Consider the following 19,131-nt stretch of genomic DNA (forward strand, 5'->3'; position numbering starts at 1 on the left):
ACGCGTCTGCTCGCGTTCGGCCGACCGTCAGGACGCGCGGCGCGGGTCGCTCCCGAGTCTGCCGACGGCGTCATCGAAACCGCCGGCGCGAGCGAGTTCCTCCGCGCGCGCCGATGCCCGCTCGAACAGGTCGTCGAACCTGACCGGGGCGCCGGTGGCCGCGGACGCCACGGCAGCCTCGACCATGGCGAGGCTGCCGATGTTCCGCGTGATCTCGCCGGACGGCACCGGACCGCCGTCGAGGGCTGCGACGAACTCGGCGAGGGCGGCATCCAGCCCCTCGGCCCCGTCCGCCAGCACAGCAGCCTGCGCGCCGCCCTCACGTGGCTGGATCACGACGTCGGTCTCTCCGTCCCAGGCAGCGGATCCATGGGCAGCGTTTCCCCGCCAGTCGCCGTTCCACGAGGTCGTCAGACCGTCGGCGCACCAGCTGCCGGAGTACGAGAACCGACGTCCATCGGCGAAGCGGAAGATCGCCTCGGCCGCGGCGGCGCCGCGATACCAGCTCCAGCTCGGCGAGAACTCCTCGCAGAAGACCGACACGGGTTCACTCGAGAGCAGGTACCGGGCTTGGTCGAACTGGTGAATCGCCATGTCCACGAGCAACGGCGACGGCATCTCGTCTCGGAAACCTCCGAACCGGGGGTTCTGGAAGAAGCGGACGTCGAGCTGCTCGGCCCCGCCGAGGCTGGCCAGGGCGTCGCGGAACGCCCGGATCCCGCGGGAGTGCCGACGCGACTGACTCGTCGCCATCAGGGTTCCGGTCGACGCACTGACGGCGGACAGTAGCAGCGCCTCGGCCACGGTCGGCGTCACCGGCTTCTCGCTCAGGACGGGAACGCCCGCCCGCAGCGCCGCGGCGCTCACCTCGAGATGCGCCTGCGGGATCGTGACGTTGACGACGAGGTCGACGTCGAGGGCGTCGAGCGCGTCATCGACCGAGCCGAAGCTCGGGACATCGAGCGCCCGCTCGACTGCCGCGGCCCGCGCGGCGTCGGCGACGATGTCGACGAGCCCGACGATCTCGAGATCAGGACGACGAGCGACTGTGTCGATCCACGCCTTCCCCATCGCTCCCGCCCCGACGACGACGACACGACGGGCGCGCCCCGTCACGACTGCTCCTCGCCGTCCCACTCCCGCGGAACGTCCCACTCCCCCGTGCGATGCATCGCCAGACGGGCGGCGGCGCGGGGGCGGTCGTTCCGAGCCCATCGCGCCGCGTTCGCGAGGACGAGCTGGATCTCGGGCTGATGGTAGACGGGATAGTCCTGGTCACCTGGCGAGAAGTAGAACACCCGCCCGTGACCGCGGAAGAACGTCATGCCCGAGCGGAACACCTCACCGCCCGAGAAGTTCGAGACGAAGACGAGCTCGTCCGGCTGCGGCACGTCGAAGAACTCGCCGTACATCTCCTGCTCGGGGATGACGATCGGCTGCGGCACGCCGGCGGCGATCGGATGCGTCGGCGAGACCGTCCACACGAGCTCCCGGTCATGCGCCTGCCGCCAGCGCAGCGCGCAGGTCGTCCCCATGAGACGGATGAAGATCCTCGAGAAGTGCGCCGAATGCAGCGCCACGAAACCGAGCCCGCCGAGCACGTGCCGATGGACCCGCTCGACCACGACGTCGTCGACCTCGTCGTGCAGGAGGTGCCCCCACCAGAACAGCACATCCGTCTGCGCGAGGCGCTCCTCGCTCAGCCCGTGCTCCGGATCGTCGAGCGTCGCCGTCTCGACGACGGCAGCGTCGCCGAGCAGTCGCCGCAGGCCCGCGGCGATGGTCCCGTGCATCGTTTCGGGATAGAGGGCGCGCGGGATGCCGTGATGCTTCTCGTGATGGTTCTCGCCCCACACCAGCACGCGGATGGGGGTGGATGTCGTGCCCGTCACCCCTTGAACGCCCCGTCCATGATGCCCGCCACCATGCGGCGCCCGACGACGAAGAAGACGATGAGCAGCGGCAAGGTTGCCAGGAACGACCCGCCCATCGTCAGCGCCAGGTCGATCGACCGGTTCGCCTGCAGCTGCTTCAGGGCGATCTGCACCGTGAACAGCTCGGGCGACTTCAGCACGATGAACGGCCACATGAAGTCGTTCCACACCGAGGTGAACGTGATGAGGCCGAGCACGAAGGCCGCCGGCCGCACGACCGGGAACCCGATGCGCCAGAAGATCTGCCAGCTGTTCGCCCCGTCGATGCGGGCCGCGTGCATGAGCTCGTCGTTGAGGGTGGTCGCCATGTGCTGCCGCATCCAGAAGATGCCGAACGCGCTGGCGAGCCCCGGGACGATGATCGCCTGCAGGGTGTCGACCCAGTCCAGCCACGAGATGATCAGGTACTGCGGGATGACGCTCAGCTGAGCGGGCACCGTCATGGTGAGCAGCACGATGACGAAGAGCGCGTTGCGGCCCCGGAACTGCAGCTTCGCGAAGGCGAAACCGGCGAGCGCGCACAGCAGTGATGCGATGACGGCGATCGAGAGCGAGACGATCGCGCTGTTCAGCAGCGACTGGAAGAACGGCACCGTGTCGAACACCTTCGTCGCGATGTCGAAGAAGTTGAGCCCCGGGTAGAAGCGCGGCGGGATCGAGGTGACCGCGGAGGCACCCACCGACGCGATCACGAACATGTAGTACAGCGGGAAGACGCTGATCACGACCGCGATCCCGAGCAGCACGTAGACCGGCCAGGGCACGCGGCCGACGCGCCCGCCTCCGCGCCGCGGACGCTTGCGGGGCGCGCTCAGCGCGGTCGGATCGAGGGGACGCGGCACAGCTGTGTCGACGGCGTCGGACATCATCGGGCCTTTCGGGTGCGGGTGGTCAGGAAGAAGTTGATCGCCGAGACCACGACGACCACGACGAAGAGGGCGACACCGATCGCCGAGCCGTAACCGAACTCGAACTGGCCGAAGCCCTGCTCGTAGAGGAACAGCGCGAGGGTCTGGCACTGTCGCCCGCCGCCGCAGGTCAGCCCCGACTCGGGAGCCACCAGCAGGGGCTCCGTGAAGATCTGCAGCCCGCCGATGGTCGACATGATGACGGTGAAGATGATGATGGGCCGCAGCGACGGGATCGTCAGGTGGATGAACTGCTGCCAGCCGGACGCGCCGTCGACCGAGGCCGCTTCGTACATTTCGCGCGGGAGCGCCTGCAGCCCGGCGAGGTAGAGCAGCGTGTTGTATCCGAACCATCGCCACATCACCATCGACGAGATGACGATCCACGAGCCGACCTGAGACGACAGGAAGTTCACCGCCGGGATGCCGAAGAGGTCGAGCACCCAATTGATGAGCCCGAAGTTCTTATCGAAGATCTGCGCGAAGACGAGGGCGGTCGCGGCGACCGAGGTGATGTAGGGCACCAGCAGCGCCATGCGGAAGAAGTTCGCCATCTTGAGGGTGGCGTGGTTCAGCAGGTGCGCGAGGCCGAGCGCCAGCAGCAGCTGCGGGATCGTGGAGATGAGGAAGATCCCGAAGGTGTTCACGAACGCGTTCCAGAACCGGGAGTCCTGGACGAGCCGCTCGAAGTTCGCCAGACCGACGAACGTCTGCTCCCCGATCGGGTTCCAGTCGAACAAGGCCACGTAGAACGTGAACAGCAGGGGGAACAGCCCGAAGATCAGGAAGATCACGAAGAACGGGGCGATGTAGATGTACGGCGCGATGCGCTCCGCGAGCGGCTGGCGGATGGCGCGTCTCGGCGGACGCTCGCGCCGAGCGGTCTTCTTGTCGATGGTGATGGCGGTGGCGGTGGCTGTCGCGGTCATGATGCGTCCTCGATGAGGGTGGTGGCCCGCCCACGGGCGGACCACCACCGAGCGGGTAAGGTCAACCGCCGATCGCGGCCCGGGCGCTGTCGACGCCGGTCTGCCACGCGTCGCGCGGCGCGACGTTGCCCGCTTCCATGTCGACGAGGGCATTGAGCAGCGCCGCCCCGATCGCGCTCGTGTCCGGCCCGTTGTGGAAGGACTGGAACTTCAGCACCGAGTTGCTGATGACCTCGCCGATCCGGGAGTCCCCGAAGAAGGGATCGGTGTAGCCGGTCACCTCGCTGCTCTCGAGAGCGCTCTTGGCCGCCGGGAACGTGCCGGTGCGGGCGAAGTGCGCCGTTTGTCCTTCCGGCGAGAGCATCGTCTCGATGTACTTCCACGCGGCCTGCGGGTTCTTCGCGCGGGCGGGGATCGCGATGACGCTGCCACCCCAGTTGCCGCCGACGCCGGGGATCGCGGCGACTCGCCAGAGCCCCTCGGTGTCGGGAGCGTCGTTCTTGTAGCCGGACAGCATCCAGGAGGGCGCAGTGCTGACCGCGAACGCGCCGTTCGCCTTGCCCGGAGCCCAGCCCGACGACCAGGCGGCGATGCCGGCGCTGATGCCCGCCTCGTAGGTGCGCACCGCGACGTCGAACGCCTCCTCCACCTGCGGGTTGGTGTCGAAGATGAGCTCGCCGTCCGGTGTGTAGTACTTCTCGGTGACCTGGTTCACGGTCGAGAAGAAGACGCTCGTCTCGACGTTGTCGACGAAGGGCTCTCCGGTCGCGGCCGTGTATTTCTTGCCCATCTCGATGAAGCCGTCCCACGTCGACCACATCTCGGCGACCTCGTCCGGGTCGGTCGGCAGTCCTGCCGCCTCGAAGAGGTCTGCGCGGTAGGCGAAGCCGAGCCCGCCGATGTCGGTCGGGATGCCGATGATCGAGCCATCCTCACCCGTCGCCTCGGCGATGGCCCAGTCGAGGTAGCCGTCGCCGATGTCGTCGCCGCCCAGCGTGCGGAGGTCGATGAAGTTCCCGGGGTTCTCGATGAATTTCGGCAACTCGTCGTTCTGGATCATGACGAGGTCGGGGACGCGTCCGCCGGCCAGGGCCGCGGTGAGCGCGGTCGCGGTCTCGGCGGTGCTGCCGACCTCCGACAGCTTCACCTTCGCGTCCGGGTTCTGCTCGAGGTACTGGTTGACGGAGTCCTGCTGCCCGATTCCCGTGAACGACCAGAACTCGAACTCGGCGTTCGGGTCGTCCGACCCGCCGCCCGATCCACCGGACGTGCACGCGGTCATCGCGATCGCGACGACGCCGAGAGCGGCGACGGGCAGGGCCAGTCTGCGACGATTCACAACTGCTCCTCTTCTTTGGGGACATGTGATGTGCGCGGGGCGATCAGATACCCCACTGAGAGATCGTTCTCTCATGCCGGGAAACAGTATCCCGAGATCGAACAGCTGGCAAGCCGCGGCATCCGCCAGTTTCGTCACACGCACTCCAAGACCGGGACCATGAACGGATGGGTTGCGCGCAGCGGCTGCTGTCGTGCGAAGATCATCGCGTCAGAGAACGATCTTTCGCTCGCTGAACCCGACCTAGGAAGAGGGAGCCATGTCTCGACCGACCATCGTCGACGTTGCCCGCGCGGCCGGCGTCTCACGCGCTACGGCAGCGCGCGTCCTGGCCGGAGCGACGAACGTCGACCCGGCGATGGCGGCCGCCGTCGGCCGCGAGGCCGCGCGCCTGGGCTACGAGACGAACTTCGCCGCGCGCGTGCTGCGCGGCGGGCGCGCCGGCGCGATCGGACTCGTCATCGCCTTCGACGAGCTCGGCGGGCTGAGCGGCACGTTCTTCACCGCGGTCATGAAGGGCGCAGCCAAGGGCCTCTCTGCCGGCGAGGTGCAACCGGTCCTGCTTCCCGCCGATCACGAGGACCTCGATCGCATCCCGCGGTTCCTGCGATCTGGAGCACTCGATGGCGCCATCGTCGTGCTCCAGCACGAGATCACCCACCTCGTCGACCGGCTCGCCGACTCGCCGGTGCCCATCGCGTGGGTCGGTCGTCCACGTGGCGAGATCGGCCCCGACCCGATCGTGATCGACTCGGACAACTACGGCGGCGGGGTCCTCGCGGCGCGGGCGCTGGTCGAGCATGGGCGCCGCAACATCGGCATCATCACGGGCCCCCTCGACATGGAGCAGGCGCGCGAGCGCACCCGCGGATGGACCGACGAGCTCGCGCGCCACGGCATCGAGCCCGGACCCATCGTCCACGGCGACTTCACCCTCGACAGCGGCACGGCGGCGATGGCCCGGCTGCTGCAGCGCGTCCCGACCCTCGACGGGGTGTTCGCCTGTTCCGACCTCATGGCTGCAGGCGCCACGCGCGTGCTGCAAGCGGCCGGTAGGCGTGTGCCCACCGACGTCTCGCTCGTCGGCTTCGACGACATCCTGCTCGCCGCAGCGAACGACCCCCCGCTGACCACCGTGCGCCAACCGCTCGAGGAGATGGGCCGTGCTGCCGCCGACACGCTTCTGGGCGCCATCCGCGGGGACGACGTCGAGCGTGTGCAGGTGCTGCCCACCTCGCTCGTGCACCGGGAATCGCTGTGACCTCGGCGCGCTCGTGAAAGCCGGCCCGGATCTGGTCTTCCGCAGCACGGAGCCCGCCGAGTCGTGGGAGCACGGCCTCATCGTCGGAAGCGGTCGTGTCGGCGCCGTCGTCCACGGACCCGGCGACCAGCTGCGCATCTCGATGGCCCACGAGAGGTTCTTCCTGCCCGCGAACCCGCGGCCACCGGCACCCCGGCTGCATCCCGCCCTGCCGCGGTTGCGGGCGGCCCTCGGGAGCGGCAACCCGGCGCTGGCCGCCGAGATCTTCGACGCCGCACTGACCGACGCCGGGTTCGCCGAGCTCGTCTGGACCGACCCGCTCGCGCTGTGCGGCTCGCTGACGGTGGCGACGACGGGCGGATGCTCGACCGAGACGCGCGAGATCGACCTCGTGCGTGGCGTGGCGAGCGTCGCCTGTCGCGACGACTCCGGCGCGTCCCATCGGGTCAGCATCGTCGCCCCGCGTGACACCGACACGATCGAGCTCGCCCTCGAAGCCGACGCCGACACCGAGATGCGGATCCGCCTGGCACTCGCTCCCGTCGACGACACCCCCGCCGCGTCGTTCGCCCCCGATTACACCGGAACCGTCACGGGGCGCCTGCGCGCGGGCGACACCGGATGCCTCGAGATCGTCGACGTCGCCGGTCGACTCCTCGCCACCGTGACCGCGGCGATCCCCGAGCCCGGCGTCGCCTGGCGGGAGGATGCGGACGCGCTCGAGGCTCGCGTGCTCGTACCCGCGGGGGTGAGGCGGACGGTGCGCGTCGATCTGTCGGTCGTGGGGCAGCCATTCGCTCCCGCGCGCGCTGCCGACTGGGACGACCGGCTCCGCTCGCAGGAGCGCGATCACGGCTCCCTGGTCACCTCATCGCTGCTCGACCTCGACGTCGCACCCGGCGTGGGCACGGCGACGACCGGTGAGCTGTGGCGGGACGCCCGATCGGGAAGCGCCGACGCCGTCCGTCGCGCGATCGAGATCGCCTATGTTTCGGGCCGGTCGAACATCATCTCGTCGGCCGGAGAGCTGCCGCCGACCCTCCAGGGCGTCTGGCAGGGCACCTGGAGGCCGGCATGGTCGGCCGACTACACGATGAACGGCAACGTGCAGAACGGGGCCCTTGCCGGCGTGGGCGTGACGGGAACACCCGAGCTCGCGCTCTCGCTCCTCGGGCTCGTCCTTCCGCACCTCGACGACTACCGGGAGAATGCGCGGCGGATCTACGGCGCCGACGGGATGCTGCTCCCCTCGCGCATGTCGACGCACGGCATCGCCAACCATGTCGACCGCGCCTACCCGCACGTCTTCTGGGCCGGCGCCGGCCCTTGGATCCTCCGGATCGCGGCCGACGTCTTGGCGCTCACGGGCGACCGCTCGATCGTGGACGATCGCCTCTGGGAGCTCGTCGAGGGCGTGCTGTCCTTCGGTGAGACCGCGACGGTCGTCGTCGACGGCATCCGCCATTTCTCACCGAGCTATTCACCCGAGAACACTCCGGCCGGGTGGGCGACGCCGCTCGCGGTCGACGCCGCCGTCGATGTCGCCGCCTACCGCGACGCCGCCCGCGCGGCCCGTCTGCTCGGTCGAGCCCGGGCAGACGGCTCGCTCGAGGAGCGGTGGGACGCGCTGGCGAACAGCCTCCCCGACCTGGCGGTCGCACCCGACGGGACGCTGGCCGAGTGGCTCGATCCGGCGTTACCGGAGAACATCGCGCACCGACACGTCTCGCAGCTGTACCCGCTCTGGTACGACCCCGACGAGATGTTCGCCGCTGACAGCCCCTCGGCCGCCGCGCTGCGCGAGGCCGCTCGTCGGACGATCGACGCGAAGATCGCCTGGCGTGCGCACGATCCCGCTCCCCCGCCGGGCCGGATGGAGATGGCGTTCGGGCTCGGGCAGCTCGGTCAGGCTGCTGCCGCTCTCGGCGATGCGGAGGCGGCGGTGCGCTGCGTCGAATGGCTCGCACTCCTGCATTGGCGGCCGTCGCTCACGACGACCCACGACGCCGACAGCATCTTCAACCTCGACGCCAGCGGAGCGCTGCCCGCCGTCGTCGCGTCGATGCTCACTCGGTCGACGATGGGCTCCCTCCATCTGCTGCCCGCGCTTCCGGCACGGTGGCCGCGTGGCGAGGTCACGGGCCTCCGCGCGCGCGGCGGCATCGTGATCGACCGCCTGGCGTGGGATGAGGCATCGGCGACGGTCGAGTTGCGCAGACTCCCCGCAGCCTCGTGGCTGTGTCCGGCGGGAACCATGATGGTGCATTCCGGCTCGGGGTTCACGTGGTGGGACGAGCAGGGCGACGCAGACGGCAGCGCGCGCGTCGTCGAGCTGCTAGATGAGCCCGTCACCCTGAGACTGCGGCGCACCCCGCGACGGAGGAGCACAGCCACGACATCGTAGGCTGATCGGATGCCCGACCTCGCCTCCCCGCTCATCGCGTGGTACCGCGACAACGCGCGCGATCTCCCGTGGCGACGCCCGGGATTCGGGGCTTGGGGAACCCTCGTCAGTGAGTTCATGCTGCAGCAGACCCCCGTCGCCCGGGTGATCCCCCTGCTGGAGGCGTGGCTCGAGCGATGGCCGACACCGGCGGATCTCGCCGCCGCGGCCCCAGCCGACGCGGTCCGGCAATGGGCCAACCTGGGCTATCCGCGGCGCGCGCTCTGGCTGCACCGTGCCGCCGTCGAGATCCGCGACCGCCACGCCGGCGTCGTCCCCCGCGACGTCGACGACTTGCTCGCGCTGACCGGCATCGGCGACTACACCGCGCGTGCCGTCGCCGTCTTCGCGTACGGCGACCGGCATCCGGTCGTCGACACGAACACTCGCCGCGTCCTGGCGAGAGCCGTGCAGGGGCGTTCGCAGCCCGGGCCGGCGGCGAAGCGCGACCTCGCCGACATGACCGAGATCCTGCCCCACGACATCGCCGCATCGGCCGTCGTGAACGCGGCGGCGATGGAGCTGGGAGCGCTCGTGTGCACAGCCCGAGTACCGAGGTGCGCTGCGTGCCCGCTGGCCGACCGTTGCGCGTGGCGCGCCGCCGGCTATCCCGACACCGGCGACACCCGCGTGAAGCAGGCGCGGTACGAGGGCAGCGACCGGCAGGCACGAGGCGCGATCCTCGGAGTCCTGCGCGCTGCGACGACGCACGACGTCGCCGCCGAGGACGTCATCGGCGACTGGCCCGACGCCGCTCAGCGTGACCGCGCGATCGACTCGCTCGTCTCAGACGGCCTCGTCGAAGCCGTCGACGGCCGGCTGCGCCTCCCCCGGTGACGAGACGGAAGAGGGATGCCGCGGCAGCGCGGCATCCCTCTTCTCAGTCCTCGTCCTCGTCGGCCTCGCGAGGCTTGACGTAGGGGTCGGCTTCTCCCGCGTAGCTCGCGCCCGTCGCGGTGGCCGCGGTGGCGGCATCCCGCTCGCGCGCCTCGCGCAGCAGGTGCTCGATGTGACCCGCGTTCTCGGGGATGGCATCGAGGATGAACTCGAGCGTGGGGGTCACCCGCACGCCGAGCTTGCGACCGACCTCGCTGCGGAGCATGCCCGTCGCCGCGCGCAGGGCGTCGGCCGAGTCGGCTCGCTCCTGGTCGGAGCCGTACACGGTGTAGAACACCGACGCGTGCTGCAGGTCACCCGTCACACGCACGTCGGTGATGGTCACGAAGCCGAGGCGCGGGTCGCGCAGGCCCTTCTCGAGCCGCTCCGCGACGAGCACGCGGATGCGATCGGCCAGACGCGACTGACGTTCGCTAGACATACCTTCTTCTCCCTACTCAGGCCCGCTCGTCGGCGGACCGGCGATTGCGGAGGCGATGGATGTCGCTCGGATAGTCGGGGTCTTGGGGGTCCTGTTATCCGAGCGACATCCGTCGCCGTAGCAACCAACGATGGGTCAGCCGCGCGGCTTCTCCACCATCTCGGTCGTCTCGATCTCGTCGCCGATCTGGATGTCGTTGTACTTGCCGAGGCCGATACCGGCTTCGAAGTCCGTACGGACCTCGGTGACGTCGTCCTTGAACCGGCGGAGCGACTCGATGGCGAGACCATCGGCGATCACGACACCGTCGCGGATGACGCGCGCCTTGGCGTTGCGCGTGATCGTGCCCGAGCGGACGATGACACCCGCGATGTTGCCGAACTTCGAGGAGCGGAACACCTCGCGGATCTCGGCAACACCCGACTGGACCTCTTCGTACTCCGGCTTGAGCATGCCCTTGAGCGACTGCTCGACGTCGTCGATCGCGTTGTAGATGACCGAGTAGAACCGGACGTCCACACCCTCGCGGGCGGCACGCTCACGCGCCTTCGTGTCGGGACGGACGTTGAAGCCGATGACGATCGCGTTGTCGATCGTCGCCAGGTTGATGTCCGACTCGGTGATGGCGCCGACGCCGCGGTGGATGATCCGCAGCTGGACGGAGTCGTCGACCTCGATCTTGAGCAGCGACTCCTCGAGGGCCTCGACGGCACCCGAGACGTCACCCTTGATGATGAGGTTGAGCGACTCGACCTTGCCCTCTTCGAGAGCACGGGTGAAGTCCTCGAGCGAGATGCGCTTGCGGGCCTTGGCCAGCTGCGCATTGCGCTCGGCAGCCTCGCGCTTCTCCGCGATCTGACGCGCGGTGCGGTCCTCCTCGGTGACGATGAACACGTCGCCGGCTCGGGGCACCGAGTTCAGACCCTGCACCTGCACCGGGCGCGAGGGGTAGGCCTCGTCGACCGCGTCGCCGTTCTCGTCGATCATGGCGCGGACGCGACCGTAGGCCGTTCCCGCGACGATCGCGTCGCCGACGCGGAGCGTTCCGGACTGGATGAGCACCGTGGCGACCGAACCGCGGCCCTTGTCGAGCTTCGCCTCGATCGCGACACCGCGCGCCGCCTTGTTCGGGTTCGCCGTCAGGTCGAGACCGGCGTCGGCGGTGAGCAGGACGGCGTCCAGGAGCTCCTGGATGTTGGTGCCCTGTCGAGCCGACACGTCGACGAACATGACGTCTCCGCCGTACTCCTCGGCGACCAGACCGTACTCGGTGAGCTGCTGGCGAACCTTGGCCGGGTTGGCGTCGGGCTTGTCGACCTTGTTCACCGCGACCACGATCGGCACGTTGGCGGCCTGCGCGTGGTTCAGGGCCTCGACCGTCTGCGGCATGATGCCGTCGTCGGCCGCGACCACGAGGATCGCGATGTCGGTCACCTGCGCACCACGGGCACGCATGGCGGTGAACGCCTCGTGACCCGGGGTGTCGATGAAGGTGATCGCACGCTCGATGCCCTCGTGCTCGGTCCAGACCTGGTACGCGCCGATGTGCTGCGTGATGCCGCCGGCCTCGCCCGCGACCACGTTGGTCTGACGGATCGCATCGAGCAGTCGGGTCTTACCGTGGTCGACGTGGCCCATGACGGTGACCACCGGAGGACGGATCTCGAGGTCTTCGTCGCTCTCCGCTTCCAGCTCGGCGTCGAGATCGAGACCGAAGCCCTCGAGGAGCTCTTTGTCCTCGTCCTCGGGCGAGACCATCTGGATCTTGTAGCCGAGCTCCTCGCCGAGCACCTCGAAGGTGGCCTCGTCGAGCGACTCGGTGGCCGTGGCCATCTCGCCCAGGTTGAACAGGATCGTCACGAGCGTGCCGGGCTGCACCGTGTAGCCGCGCAGCGCCTCGAGCTTGTCCGCGAAATCGGCGATCGATGCACCGCGGCGCAGGCGGATGATCTCGCCGTTGCCCTTCTGGACGTTGACGCCGCCGACGACCGGCGCCGACCGCATCTCGAATTCCTGCCGCTTCGCCCGACGCGACTTACGCTGCTTGGACTTGCCGCCGCCCTTGCCGAAGGCGCCTGCGGTGCCGCCGCCGGGGCCGCGACCGCGACCGCCGCCGCCACCGGGACGACCGGCGAAACCGCCACCGGGAGCACCCGGACGCTGGAAGCCGCCGGCACCGCCGGGACGACCGGGACCGCCGGGACGCTGCTGGAAGGGAGCACCGGGACGACCGCCGCCGCCGGGACGACCGGCGCCACCGGGGCGCGGAGCGCCGGGACGGGGAGCACCGGGTCGCGGGGCCTGCGGACGCGGGATGTTGCCGGGCGTAGGCCGCTGGCCCATGCCCTGCGCCGAGGCGAAGGGGTTGTTGCCGGGACGGGGACCGGCGGGACGCTGGCCCATGCCCTGCGAGGGCGCGAAGGGGTTGTTGCCGGGGCGTGCGCCACCGGGACGCGGCGGCTGCGAGCCGCCGGGCGTCGGGCCTGCCGGCTTGGCCGGACCGGGCTTGCCGGCGCCGGGAGTCGGGGCCGACGGAGCGGAAGGCGCCGCAGGGGTCGCCGACGGCGCGGCAGGGGCAGCAGGAGCTGCCGGGGCGGATGCCGCGGGGGCAGCCGGAGCTGCGGGCGCGGCGGGCTTCGCGGGGCCGGGCTTGACGGCCGGGCCGGGCTTCGCTCCGGCGGGACCGGGCTTGCCGGCGCCGGGGCGCGCAGCACCCGGACGAGCGGCACCGGGCTTGGCGCCGCCCGACGCAGCGGGAGCGGGAGCCGCGGCGGCAGAGCCGCCCTCAGCCTCGAGCGCAGCCCGCAGCTTGCGAGCCACGGGGGGCTCGATGGTGGACGAGGGGCTCTTGACGAACTCGCCGAGCTCCTTCAGCTTCGCGAGCGCGACTTTGCTGTCGACGCCGAGTTCGGAAGCGATCTCGTGTACGCGTGGTTTTGCCACAATTCTCCTGTCTGAAGGCCCACCCTCGGACAGGGCGGACCGCTTAAGCGCGGACGGGTCTCATTTCGAGCCGTTCACTTCGTGTCCATAGCCGTTCAGCCTTTGCGCTGGTGATCAATCGGGAAATCCTGCGTGTCCAGTGGGCCGGACACCCGCAGGGCTCGTCCGAACGCGCGGCGCCGCAACGCGGCATCCATGCATTCGTGCGTCTCGTGCACCCACGCGCCCCTGCCCGGCAGCGACGCGGCTCGATCTGCGATCAAGACGCCGTCGCGGGCCACGACTCGCAGGAGTGAGGACCGGGAGGCACGCGCGCGACAGCCCACGCACGTTCGAACAGGTTCCATTCTACCCCCTCGACCGACGTCCCGGTTTCGTCAGGACTCCAGGATCGAGTCGGGCTGGATGTCGATCTTCGCGCCGGTCAGCTTCGCGGCGAGGCGGGCGTTCTGCCCCTCCTTGCCGATGGCGAGCGACAGCTGGTAGTCCGGGACGAGCGCCCGGACGGCCTTCGTGGCCGCGTCGAGCACGAAGCTCGAGGTGACCTTGGCCGGCGACAGGGCGTTGGCCACGAACGCCGGCAGGTCGGCGTTGTAGTCGATGATGTCGATCTTCTCGCCGCCGAGCTCTTCGGTGACGGCGCGGACGCGGCGGCCCAACTCGCCGATGCAGGCGCCCTTGGCGTTGATGGAGGGATCGTTGGCCTTGACCGCGATCTTCGTGCGGTGACCGGCTTCGCGTGCGAGCGAGGTGATCTCGACGAGACCGTTGGCGATCTCGGGCACCTCCATGGCGAAGAGCTTGCGGACGAGTCCGGGGTGCGTGCGGGAGACGGTGATCGAGGGGCCCTTGGTGCCCTTCGAGACCGAGGTCACGTAGACGCGCAGACGCGAGCCGTGCCGGTACTCCTCGCCCGCGACCTGCTCCTCGGGCGGGAGGATGGCCTCGATCGTGCCGAGGTCGACGTGCACCATGCGCGGGTTCGGCCCCTGCTGGATGACACCGGCGACGATGTCGCCCTCCTTGCCCCGGAACTCCCCCAGCACGGCGTCGTCGGCGATGTCGCGCAGGCGCTGGCTGATGACCTGCTTCGCGGCGAAGGCGGCGATGCGGCCGAAGTCGTCGGGAGTCGACTCCTCTTCGCCGATGACGGCGCCCTCCTCATCGCGGAGCGGCACGTAGATGGCGACGTGGCCGGTCTTGCGGTCGAGCTCCGCACGAGCCCCTTCGGGCAGCTCGCCGTCGGGCGAGGTGTGCTTGGCGTACGCCGTGAGGACCGCCTGCTCGATGATGCGGACGAGTTCGTCGAAGGGGATCTCCTTCTCTCGCTCGACGGTGCGCAGCAGTGAGAGATCGATGTCCATGGGGGCCCTCCATATTCAGCTCTTGTCCGGGCGCGTTTCGCGCTCCCGGCATCCATCCCACGTTACCCGATGGGGCGGGGAACGTGTTTGCCCGGCGCCGAGGGCGCCACGTCGAGCGGGCGATCTCGGGATACTGGGGGCATGACCGAACGCGCTCCCCGCCTCGCCGACCCCGGACTGATCGGACTGCTCGGTTTCGTGATCGCCACGCTCACGGCACAGCTGGAGCATCTCGGACTGCAGAACGAGAGCCCGGTGTTCTGGGTCGGTGCCGTCTTCGGCGGCGTGGTTCAGGTCACCGCGGGGATGCTGTCGTACTTCGCGGGCGACGACTTCCACTTCATCGTCTACAACGCCTTCGGGTGGTACTGGATCTGCATGCCCGGCTTCCTGCTCGGCGGCGAGCTCGGGTTCTTCGAGGTCGAGGGGCCTGCGCGTGGCGTGTTCACGCTCATGTTCTCGATCCTGGCCCTCGTGTTCGCCCTCTCGGCGGCATCGCGCAACACCGTGCTGCCGGTGACACTGCTGGCCGTCGCGGCCGGCCTCGGCCTGCAGACGGTCACCGCGTTCGGCGGGCCGCCGGCCGTCGGAGCAGCCGGCTCAGTCGCATTGCTCCTGGCCTCCGCGCTCGCGGCGTACATGCTGCTCGAGAAGTTCTACGCGCGAACGCTCGGTCGCAGCATCCTGCCGCTGGGGCCCGCGTGGTTCCGGCTCGCCTCCCCTGTATCGATTCAGGCGCATACTGTTTGAGGACCGGGCGGCCCGCGCTGCGGGAGACCACGCCCGATCGTGACATCGGTCGCGACGACGGCTCTGCCGCCGCGACCGCAACGCGAAAGGAACCTCTCATGACCACCAACGCGCACGCCGCCGTTCTCCACGGCCAGGACGCACCGTTCACATTCGAGGAGATCACCCTCGACGACATCCGTCCGAACGAACTGCTCGTGAAGGTCGCCGCCACCGGCCTCTGCCACACCGACCTCGCCGTGCAGCACGGTCACATCCCCGCGGCGTTCCCGTTCGTTCTGGGCCACGAAGGCGCGGGCACCGTCGAGCAGGTCGGCGATGCCGTCGTCGGCTACGCCGTCGGCGACAAGGTCGCGGTGTCGTTCGCCTCGTGCGGCCACTGCACCAACTGCCTCACGGGACGCGAGGCCTACTGCCGCAACTTCATGGCGCTCAACTTCGGCGGGGCGCGCGAGGACGGCTCGGCCACCATGACCGCCGCGGACGGTTCCGCCGTGCACGGCTCGTTCTTCGGTCAGTCCTCGTTCGCCAGCCACGTCATCGTCGAGGCCCGCAACGCGGTGAAGCTGCCGACGACCGCCGACGTCGAGATCGCCGGCCCCCTCGGCTGCGGCGTGCAGACCGGAGCCGGCACCGTGCTCAACTCGCTCGACGTTCCCGCCGGCGCATCGGTCATCGTGACCGGCACCGGCGCCGTGGGGCTGTCGTCGATCATGGGCGCGAAGGTGGCCGGCGCCACGACGATCATCGCGGTCGACATCATCCCGGAGCGGCTCGAGTTCGCGGCGAAGCTTGGCGCAACCCACACGGTCAACAGCAAGGACGAAGACGCCGTGGCGCGCATCCTCGAGATCACAGGCGGGGTCGGCGCGGACTTCGCCGTCGACACCACGGCCGTTCCCGCGGTCGTCGACACGATCGTCGCCGCCACCGCGTTCGGCGCGAAGATCGCGCTGGTCGGTGTGCCGAAGCCGGGCACGGAGATCGCGCTGGCGTCCATCTCGGGCTCGGGCAAGACCTTCGTCGGCGCGATCGAGGGTGACGCGGTGCCGCAGAAGTTCATCCCCGAGATGCTCGCGCTGCACGAGGCCGGACGCTTCCCGTTCGACCAGCTCATCACCAAGTACCCGTTCTCGGAGATCGAGCAGGCCATCGCCGACACGCAGTCGGGCAAGGCGGTCAAGGCCGTCCTCGTCATGGACTGACGACCCGGATACGCCGATCGGGCCGGAGCACGCACATCGCTGCGCGTTCCGGCCCGATTCCTTCCGTCTGGCGGCACGACTTCGGCCATCGCTGAGCCACCCGGCGGTCGCCCCTCGGACACCTAGCCGTCACGGAGTCTCTCCAGAGTCGGGATCGGCGCACATCGCGCCGCCCTCCCCGTCGAACAGGAGTTCCCGCGTGTCCTCACGCCTTCCGTCAGCCACTCGCACGCGTCGCACCGCCGCCGCCCTGACCGTGGCGGGCCTCGCCGCCGGTCTCGCCGTGGCCGCGCCCGCAACCACCGCGGCGACCGCCGCCGCGCCTCCCGCCGAAGACCTCGCCTCCCGCTTCACCCTCGCCGTGCTGCCCGACACGCAGTTCTACTCGCGCTACTCGGCCGACCAGTTCCTGCCGCGCTACGGCACCGACCCGTTCGCGACGCAGACGGAGTGGCTGACGGCTCACGCGGACGACCTGCGCATTCCCTTCACGTTGCACCTCGGGGACATCGTCGACCGCGCCGGGGTCGAGGCCGAGTGGCGTGCGGCCGACGCCGCCATGCGCACCATGGACGAGGCCGCTGCGCCCTACTCGATCCTTCCCGGCAACCACGACGTGCTCAACAGTGGCGTCCGCGATGACCAGCTCGACGTCGCGAACGAGCCCTTCAACCGCTGGTTCGGCGCGACACGGGCGGCGACGCAGAGCACGTACGGCGGCAGCGACCCGCTGGGGCTGAGCCAGTTCCACATCTTCGAGGCCGAAGGCCAGCGGTTCATGTCGCTCGCCGTCGCCTGGAACGCCTCGGACGCAACGCTCGCCTGGGCCCAGAGCGTGCTCGACGCGCACCCGGACGTCCCGGTCATCCTCACCTCCCACGCACTGATCAACGTCGCGGCCGACCAGACCTCCCCCGTCGAGACCGGCGACAGCCAGCGGATGTGGGACCGCCTCATCCGGGGCAACGACCAGATCTTCCTGACCTTCAACGGCCACTTCCACGGCGCGACGCGACAGGTCAAGCAGAACGACTTCGGCCACGACGTGCATCAGGTGCTGATGGACTATCAGATGGCGTACGAGGGCGGCAACGGTTACCTCGGCCTCGTCGAGTTCGACCTCACCAACGGCCGCCTGTCGCTCGAGACGGGGTCGCCGTGGGTCGTGCAGAAGCCGCAGGAGAGCCTCGCGAGCTACGACCAGCCCCTCCTCGACGGTGAGCACCAGCGTTTCTCGGTCCCGATCGACTTCCGCGAGCGCTTCGCCGGGTTCGCTCCCGGGTTCACCGCCGGTTCGGCCGATGAGCCGAGGCTGACGGAGGCCGCGCGCGCGATCCTCCTCGACGGCTTCGAGGGCCCCGATCCGATCTCGACCGAGGCCCCGGGCAACGAACTCGACTTCGTCGAGGCCGAGGGCACGCTCGCGCACTGGCGATTCAACGGTCAGGACGGCGTCGTCGACGCGGACACGGTGATCGAGGACATCGCCGGCGACAACGACCTCACCCGCCCCGACCCCGCCGACACGAACGCGGTCGGGACGCTCTGGGAGGACGTGACCGTCCAGTCCTCCGACGTGCACGGCTACTCGTCGGACGCGGCGGCGGTGTGCTTCGACGACTCGTCGGGATCGCGCTTCAGCTACCTGACGACGGCCCCCGACGCTCCGATCAATGAGGCCGACCTGTCGCAGGGGTACACGATCGAGACCTTCGTGAAGATGGACGCCGACTGGAACGCCTCGGCGAACGGATGGTCGAAGGCCCTGACCCGCACCGGCAATCGGTCGCAGATCGGTGTGCCCGAGACTCGCTGGGACTGGACCGCCTCGCCCACCGCGCTGGGCATCTCGAACCTGCGCGAGTTCCAGTACACGAGCCTCGACGCCGACGCGACGCTCGGCGACCGCGTCAACTGGTCGGGCGAGATCATGGTCGACCAATGGCAGCACGTCGCGATCGTGAACGACCCCGAGTCGCGCACGACGACCATGTACGTCGACGGTGCCCCGGTGCTGCGCAACGCCACGAACGTCGGCGGTATGGCCTGGCACGAGGGACACTCGTGGATCCTCGGGGCCGACTGGACCGATGACGCCGCGCGCAACGGATGGCATGGCTGCATCGGCGAGACGCGCATCATCGACCGCCCGACCACGCCGGACGAGTGGCTGACGCAGCGCGCCGACCTGACCGGCTTCGGGGTGCGCGAGGCTCCGTCGGGCGAGCTCGCCGCCGATGTGTCGTCCGTGCGCTTCGCGGGCGTCGGCTTCCCCGGCGCCGAGGTGCGCCTGGCGCCCGCCGCCGAGGGCGTGGCGGCACGTGCTGACCTCGGCGGCGCCGTCACCGCCGTGGCGGCGGACGGCACGTGGGAGATCGTCGTCACCTCGGGCCTGACCGCCGGCGAGCACGCCGTCGAACTCTCGCAGGCTCTCGGAGCGCGCTCGATCACGCCGCAGCGCGTCGCCTTCGCGATCGCGGCCGCTGCGCCCGCTCCGGCTCCGACGACGCCGACGCCCACCCTCCCCGGCGGGACCGTTCCCGGCGGGACCGCATCGGGAGGCGCCGTGCCGACCGGCGCACCTGCCGCGGACGTCGACGGTTCGCTGGCCGCCACCGGCGGTGACTCGGGCCTCATGATGCCGCTGGCCGTGGCGGCATCCGTGCTCACCGTCCTCGGTGGCGTGCTCCTGGCGCTGCGTCGCCGACACATCGCCCGCGGCTGATCCCCGGGCCGG

15 protein-coding genes are annotated in these 19,131 nt (G+C 69.9%); 6 read left to right on the forward strand and 9 right to left on the reverse strand.

Annotated features, from left to right (window positions below; genetic code table 11):
* Positions 1-27 precede the first annotated feature (27 nt).
* The 5 genes from DO944_RS11130 to DO944_RS11150 all read right to left on the reverse strand — a co-directional run bounded on the left by DO944_RS11130 (position 28) and on the right by DO944_RS11150 (position 5,110).
* Positions 28-1,116, reverse strand: coding sequence for a Gfo/Idh/MocA family protein (locus tag DO944_RS11130; protein ID WP_181574221.1), 1,089 nt, complete (start codon positions 1,114-1,116; stop codon positions 28-30).
* Positions 1,113-1,892: a ThuA domain-containing protein gene (locus DO944_RS11135; protein WP_112617232.1), complete on the reverse strand. Its 780-nt coding sequence runs from the start codon at positions 1,890-1,892 to the stop codon at positions 1,113-1,115. The genes DO944_RS11130 and DO944_RS11135 overlap by 4 nt, the downstream gene beginning before the upstream one ends.
* Positions 1,889-2,800, reverse strand: a complete 912-nt coding sequence (locus tag DO944_RS11140) for a carbohydrate ABC transporter permease (protein WP_112617566.1) — start codon at positions 2,798-2,800, stop codon at positions 1,889-1,891. Before DO944_RS11140 ends, DO944_RS11135 begins: the two co-directional genes overlap by 4 nt.
* Positions 2,800-3,771 carry a carbohydrate ABC transporter permease gene (locus DO944_RS11145; protein ID WP_112617233.1) on the reverse strand — a complete coding sequence of 324 codons (972 nt, stop codon included), beginning with the start codon at positions 3,769-3,771 and terminating at the stop codon, positions 2,800-2,802. Before DO944_RS11145 ends, DO944_RS11140 begins: the two co-directional genes overlap by 1 nt.
* A 61-nt stretch (positions 3,772-3,832) precedes the next feature.
* Positions 3,833-5,110 carry an ABC transporter substrate-binding protein gene (locus DO944_RS11150; RefSeq protein ID WP_220118337.1) on the reverse strand — a complete coding sequence of 426 codons (1,278 nt, stop codon included), beginning with the start codon at positions 5,108-5,110 and terminating at the stop codon, positions 3,833-3,835.
* 259 nt (positions 5,111-5,369) lie between these two features.
* Between DO944_RS11150 and DO944_RS11155 the strand changes: the two genes are divergently transcribed.
* The 3 genes from DO944_RS11155 to DO944_RS11165 are packed head-to-tail and all read left to right on the forward strand — an operon-like array spanning position 5,370 to position 9,651.
* On the forward strand, positions 5,370-6,371 hold the full coding sequence (locus DO944_RS11155; RefSeq protein ID WP_112617235.1) for a LacI family DNA-binding transcriptional regulator: 1,002 nt from the start codon (positions 5,370-5,372) through the stop codon (positions 6,369-6,371).
* Between the two features lie 13 nt (positions 6,372-6,384).
* On the forward strand, positions 6,385-8,775 hold the full coding sequence (locus DO944_RS11160) for a glycosyl hydrolase family 95 catalytic domain-containing protein (protein WP_181574222.1): 2,391 nt from the start codon (positions 6,385-6,387) through the stop codon (positions 8,773-8,775).
* A gap of 9 nt (positions 8,776-8,784) precedes the next feature.
* A complete protein-coding gene (locus DO944_RS11165) occupies positions 8,785-9,651 on the forward strand; it encodes an A/G-specific adenine glycosylase (RefSeq protein WP_112617237.1) in 867 nt (288 codons plus the stop codon).
* 43 nt (positions 9,652-9,694) lie between these two features.
* Here the strand turns inward: DO944_RS11165 and rbfA are convergent, their stop codons facing one another.
* The 4 genes from rbfA to nusA all read right to left on the reverse strand — a co-directional run bounded on the left by rbfA (position 9,695) and on the right by nusA (position 14,439).
* Positions 9,695-10,132, reverse strand: coding sequence for a 30S ribosome-binding factor RbfA (gene rbfA / locus DO944_RS11170; protein WP_071919310.1), 438 nt, complete (start codon positions 10,130-10,132; stop codon positions 9,695-9,697).
* Positions 10,133-10,267: 135 nt separating this feature from the next.
* Complete coding sequence (gene infB, locus DO944_RS11175) at positions 10,268-13,075, reverse strand: translation initiation factor IF-2 (RefSeq protein WP_112617238.1); 2,808 nt, start codon at positions 13,073-13,075, stop codon at positions 10,268-10,270.
* Between the two features lie 95 nt (positions 13,076-13,170).
* Complete coding sequence (locus tag DO944_RS11180) at positions 13,171-13,422, reverse strand: YlxR family protein (protein ID WP_112617239.1); 252 nt, start codon at positions 13,420-13,422, stop codon at positions 13,171-13,173.
* Between the two features lie 30 nt (positions 13,423-13,452).
* Positions 13,453-14,439, reverse strand: coding sequence for a transcription termination factor NusA (nusA, locus tag DO944_RS11185; protein ID WP_112617240.1), 987 nt, complete (start codon positions 14,437-14,439; stop codon positions 13,453-13,455).
* Positions 14,440-14,580: 141 nt separating this feature from the next.
* Here nusA and DO944_RS11190 point away from each other — a divergent pair, with 141 nt between their 5' ends.
* The 3 genes from DO944_RS11190 (at position 14,581) to DO944_RS11200 (ending at position 19,119) form a co-directional block, all read left to right on the forward strand.
* Positions 14,581-15,189 carry an acetate uptake transporter family protein gene (locus DO944_RS11190; RefSeq protein WP_112617241.1) on the forward strand — a complete coding sequence of 203 codons (609 nt, stop codon included), beginning with the start codon at positions 14,581-14,583 and terminating at the stop codon, positions 15,187-15,189.
* 98 nt (positions 15,190-15,287) lie between these two features.
* Positions 15,288-16,394, forward strand: coding sequence for an NAD(P)-dependent alcohol dehydrogenase (locus tag DO944_RS11195; RefSeq protein WP_112617242.1), 1,107 nt, complete (start codon positions 15,288-15,290; stop codon positions 16,392-16,394).
* A gap of 199 nt (positions 16,395-16,593) precedes the next feature.
* Positions 16,594-19,119, forward strand: a complete 2,526-nt coding sequence (locus tag DO944_RS11200; protein WP_112617243.1) for a LamG-like jellyroll fold domain-containing protein — start codon at positions 16,594-16,596, stop codon at positions 19,117-19,119.
* Positions 19,120-19,131: the final 12 nt, after the last annotated feature.

This window comes from Microbacterium sp. SMR1, assembly GCF_003289625.1.
Lineage (GTDB): Bacteria > Actinomycetota > Actinomycetes > Actinomycetales > Microbacteriaceae > Microbacterium > Microbacterium plantarum.

Bases quoted from the DNA above. Each gene is read 5' to 3' on its own strand.
- DO944_RS11140 (WP_112617566.1), bottom strand. From the start codon at position 2,800: ATGTCCGACGCCGTCGACACAGCTGTGCCGCGTCCCCTCGATCCGACC.
- DO944_RS11145 (WP_112617233.1), bottom strand. From the start codon at position 3,771: ATGACCGCGACAGCCACCGCCACCGCCATCACCATCGACAAGAAGACC.
- DO944_RS11155 (WP_112617235.1), top strand. From the start codon at position 5,370: ATGTCTCGACCGACCATCGTCGACGTTGCCCGCGCGGCCGGCGTCTCA.
- DO944_RS11165 (WP_112617237.1), top strand. From the start codon at position 8,785: ATGCCCGACCTCGCCTCCCCGCTCATCGCGTGGTACCGCGACAACGCG.
- rbfA (WP_071919310.1), bottom strand. From the start codon at position 10,132: ATGTCTAGCGAACGTCAGTCGCGTCTGGCCGATCGCATCCGCGTGCTC.
- DO944_RS11180 (WP_112617239.1), bottom strand. From the start codon at position 13,422: ATGGAACCTGTTCGAACGTGCGTGGGCTGTCGCGCGCGTGCCTCCCGG.
- nusA (WP_112617240.1), bottom strand. From the start codon at position 14,439: ATGGACATCGATCTCTCACTGCTGCGCACCGTCGAGCGAGAGAAGGAG.
- DO944_RS11190 (WP_112617241.1), top strand. From the start codon at position 14,581: ATGACCGAACGCGCTCCCCGCCTCGCCGACCCCGGACTGATCGGACTG.
- DO944_RS11195 (WP_112617242.1), top strand. From the start codon at position 15,288: ATGACCACCAACGCGCACGCCGCCGTTCTCCACGGCCAGGACGCACCG.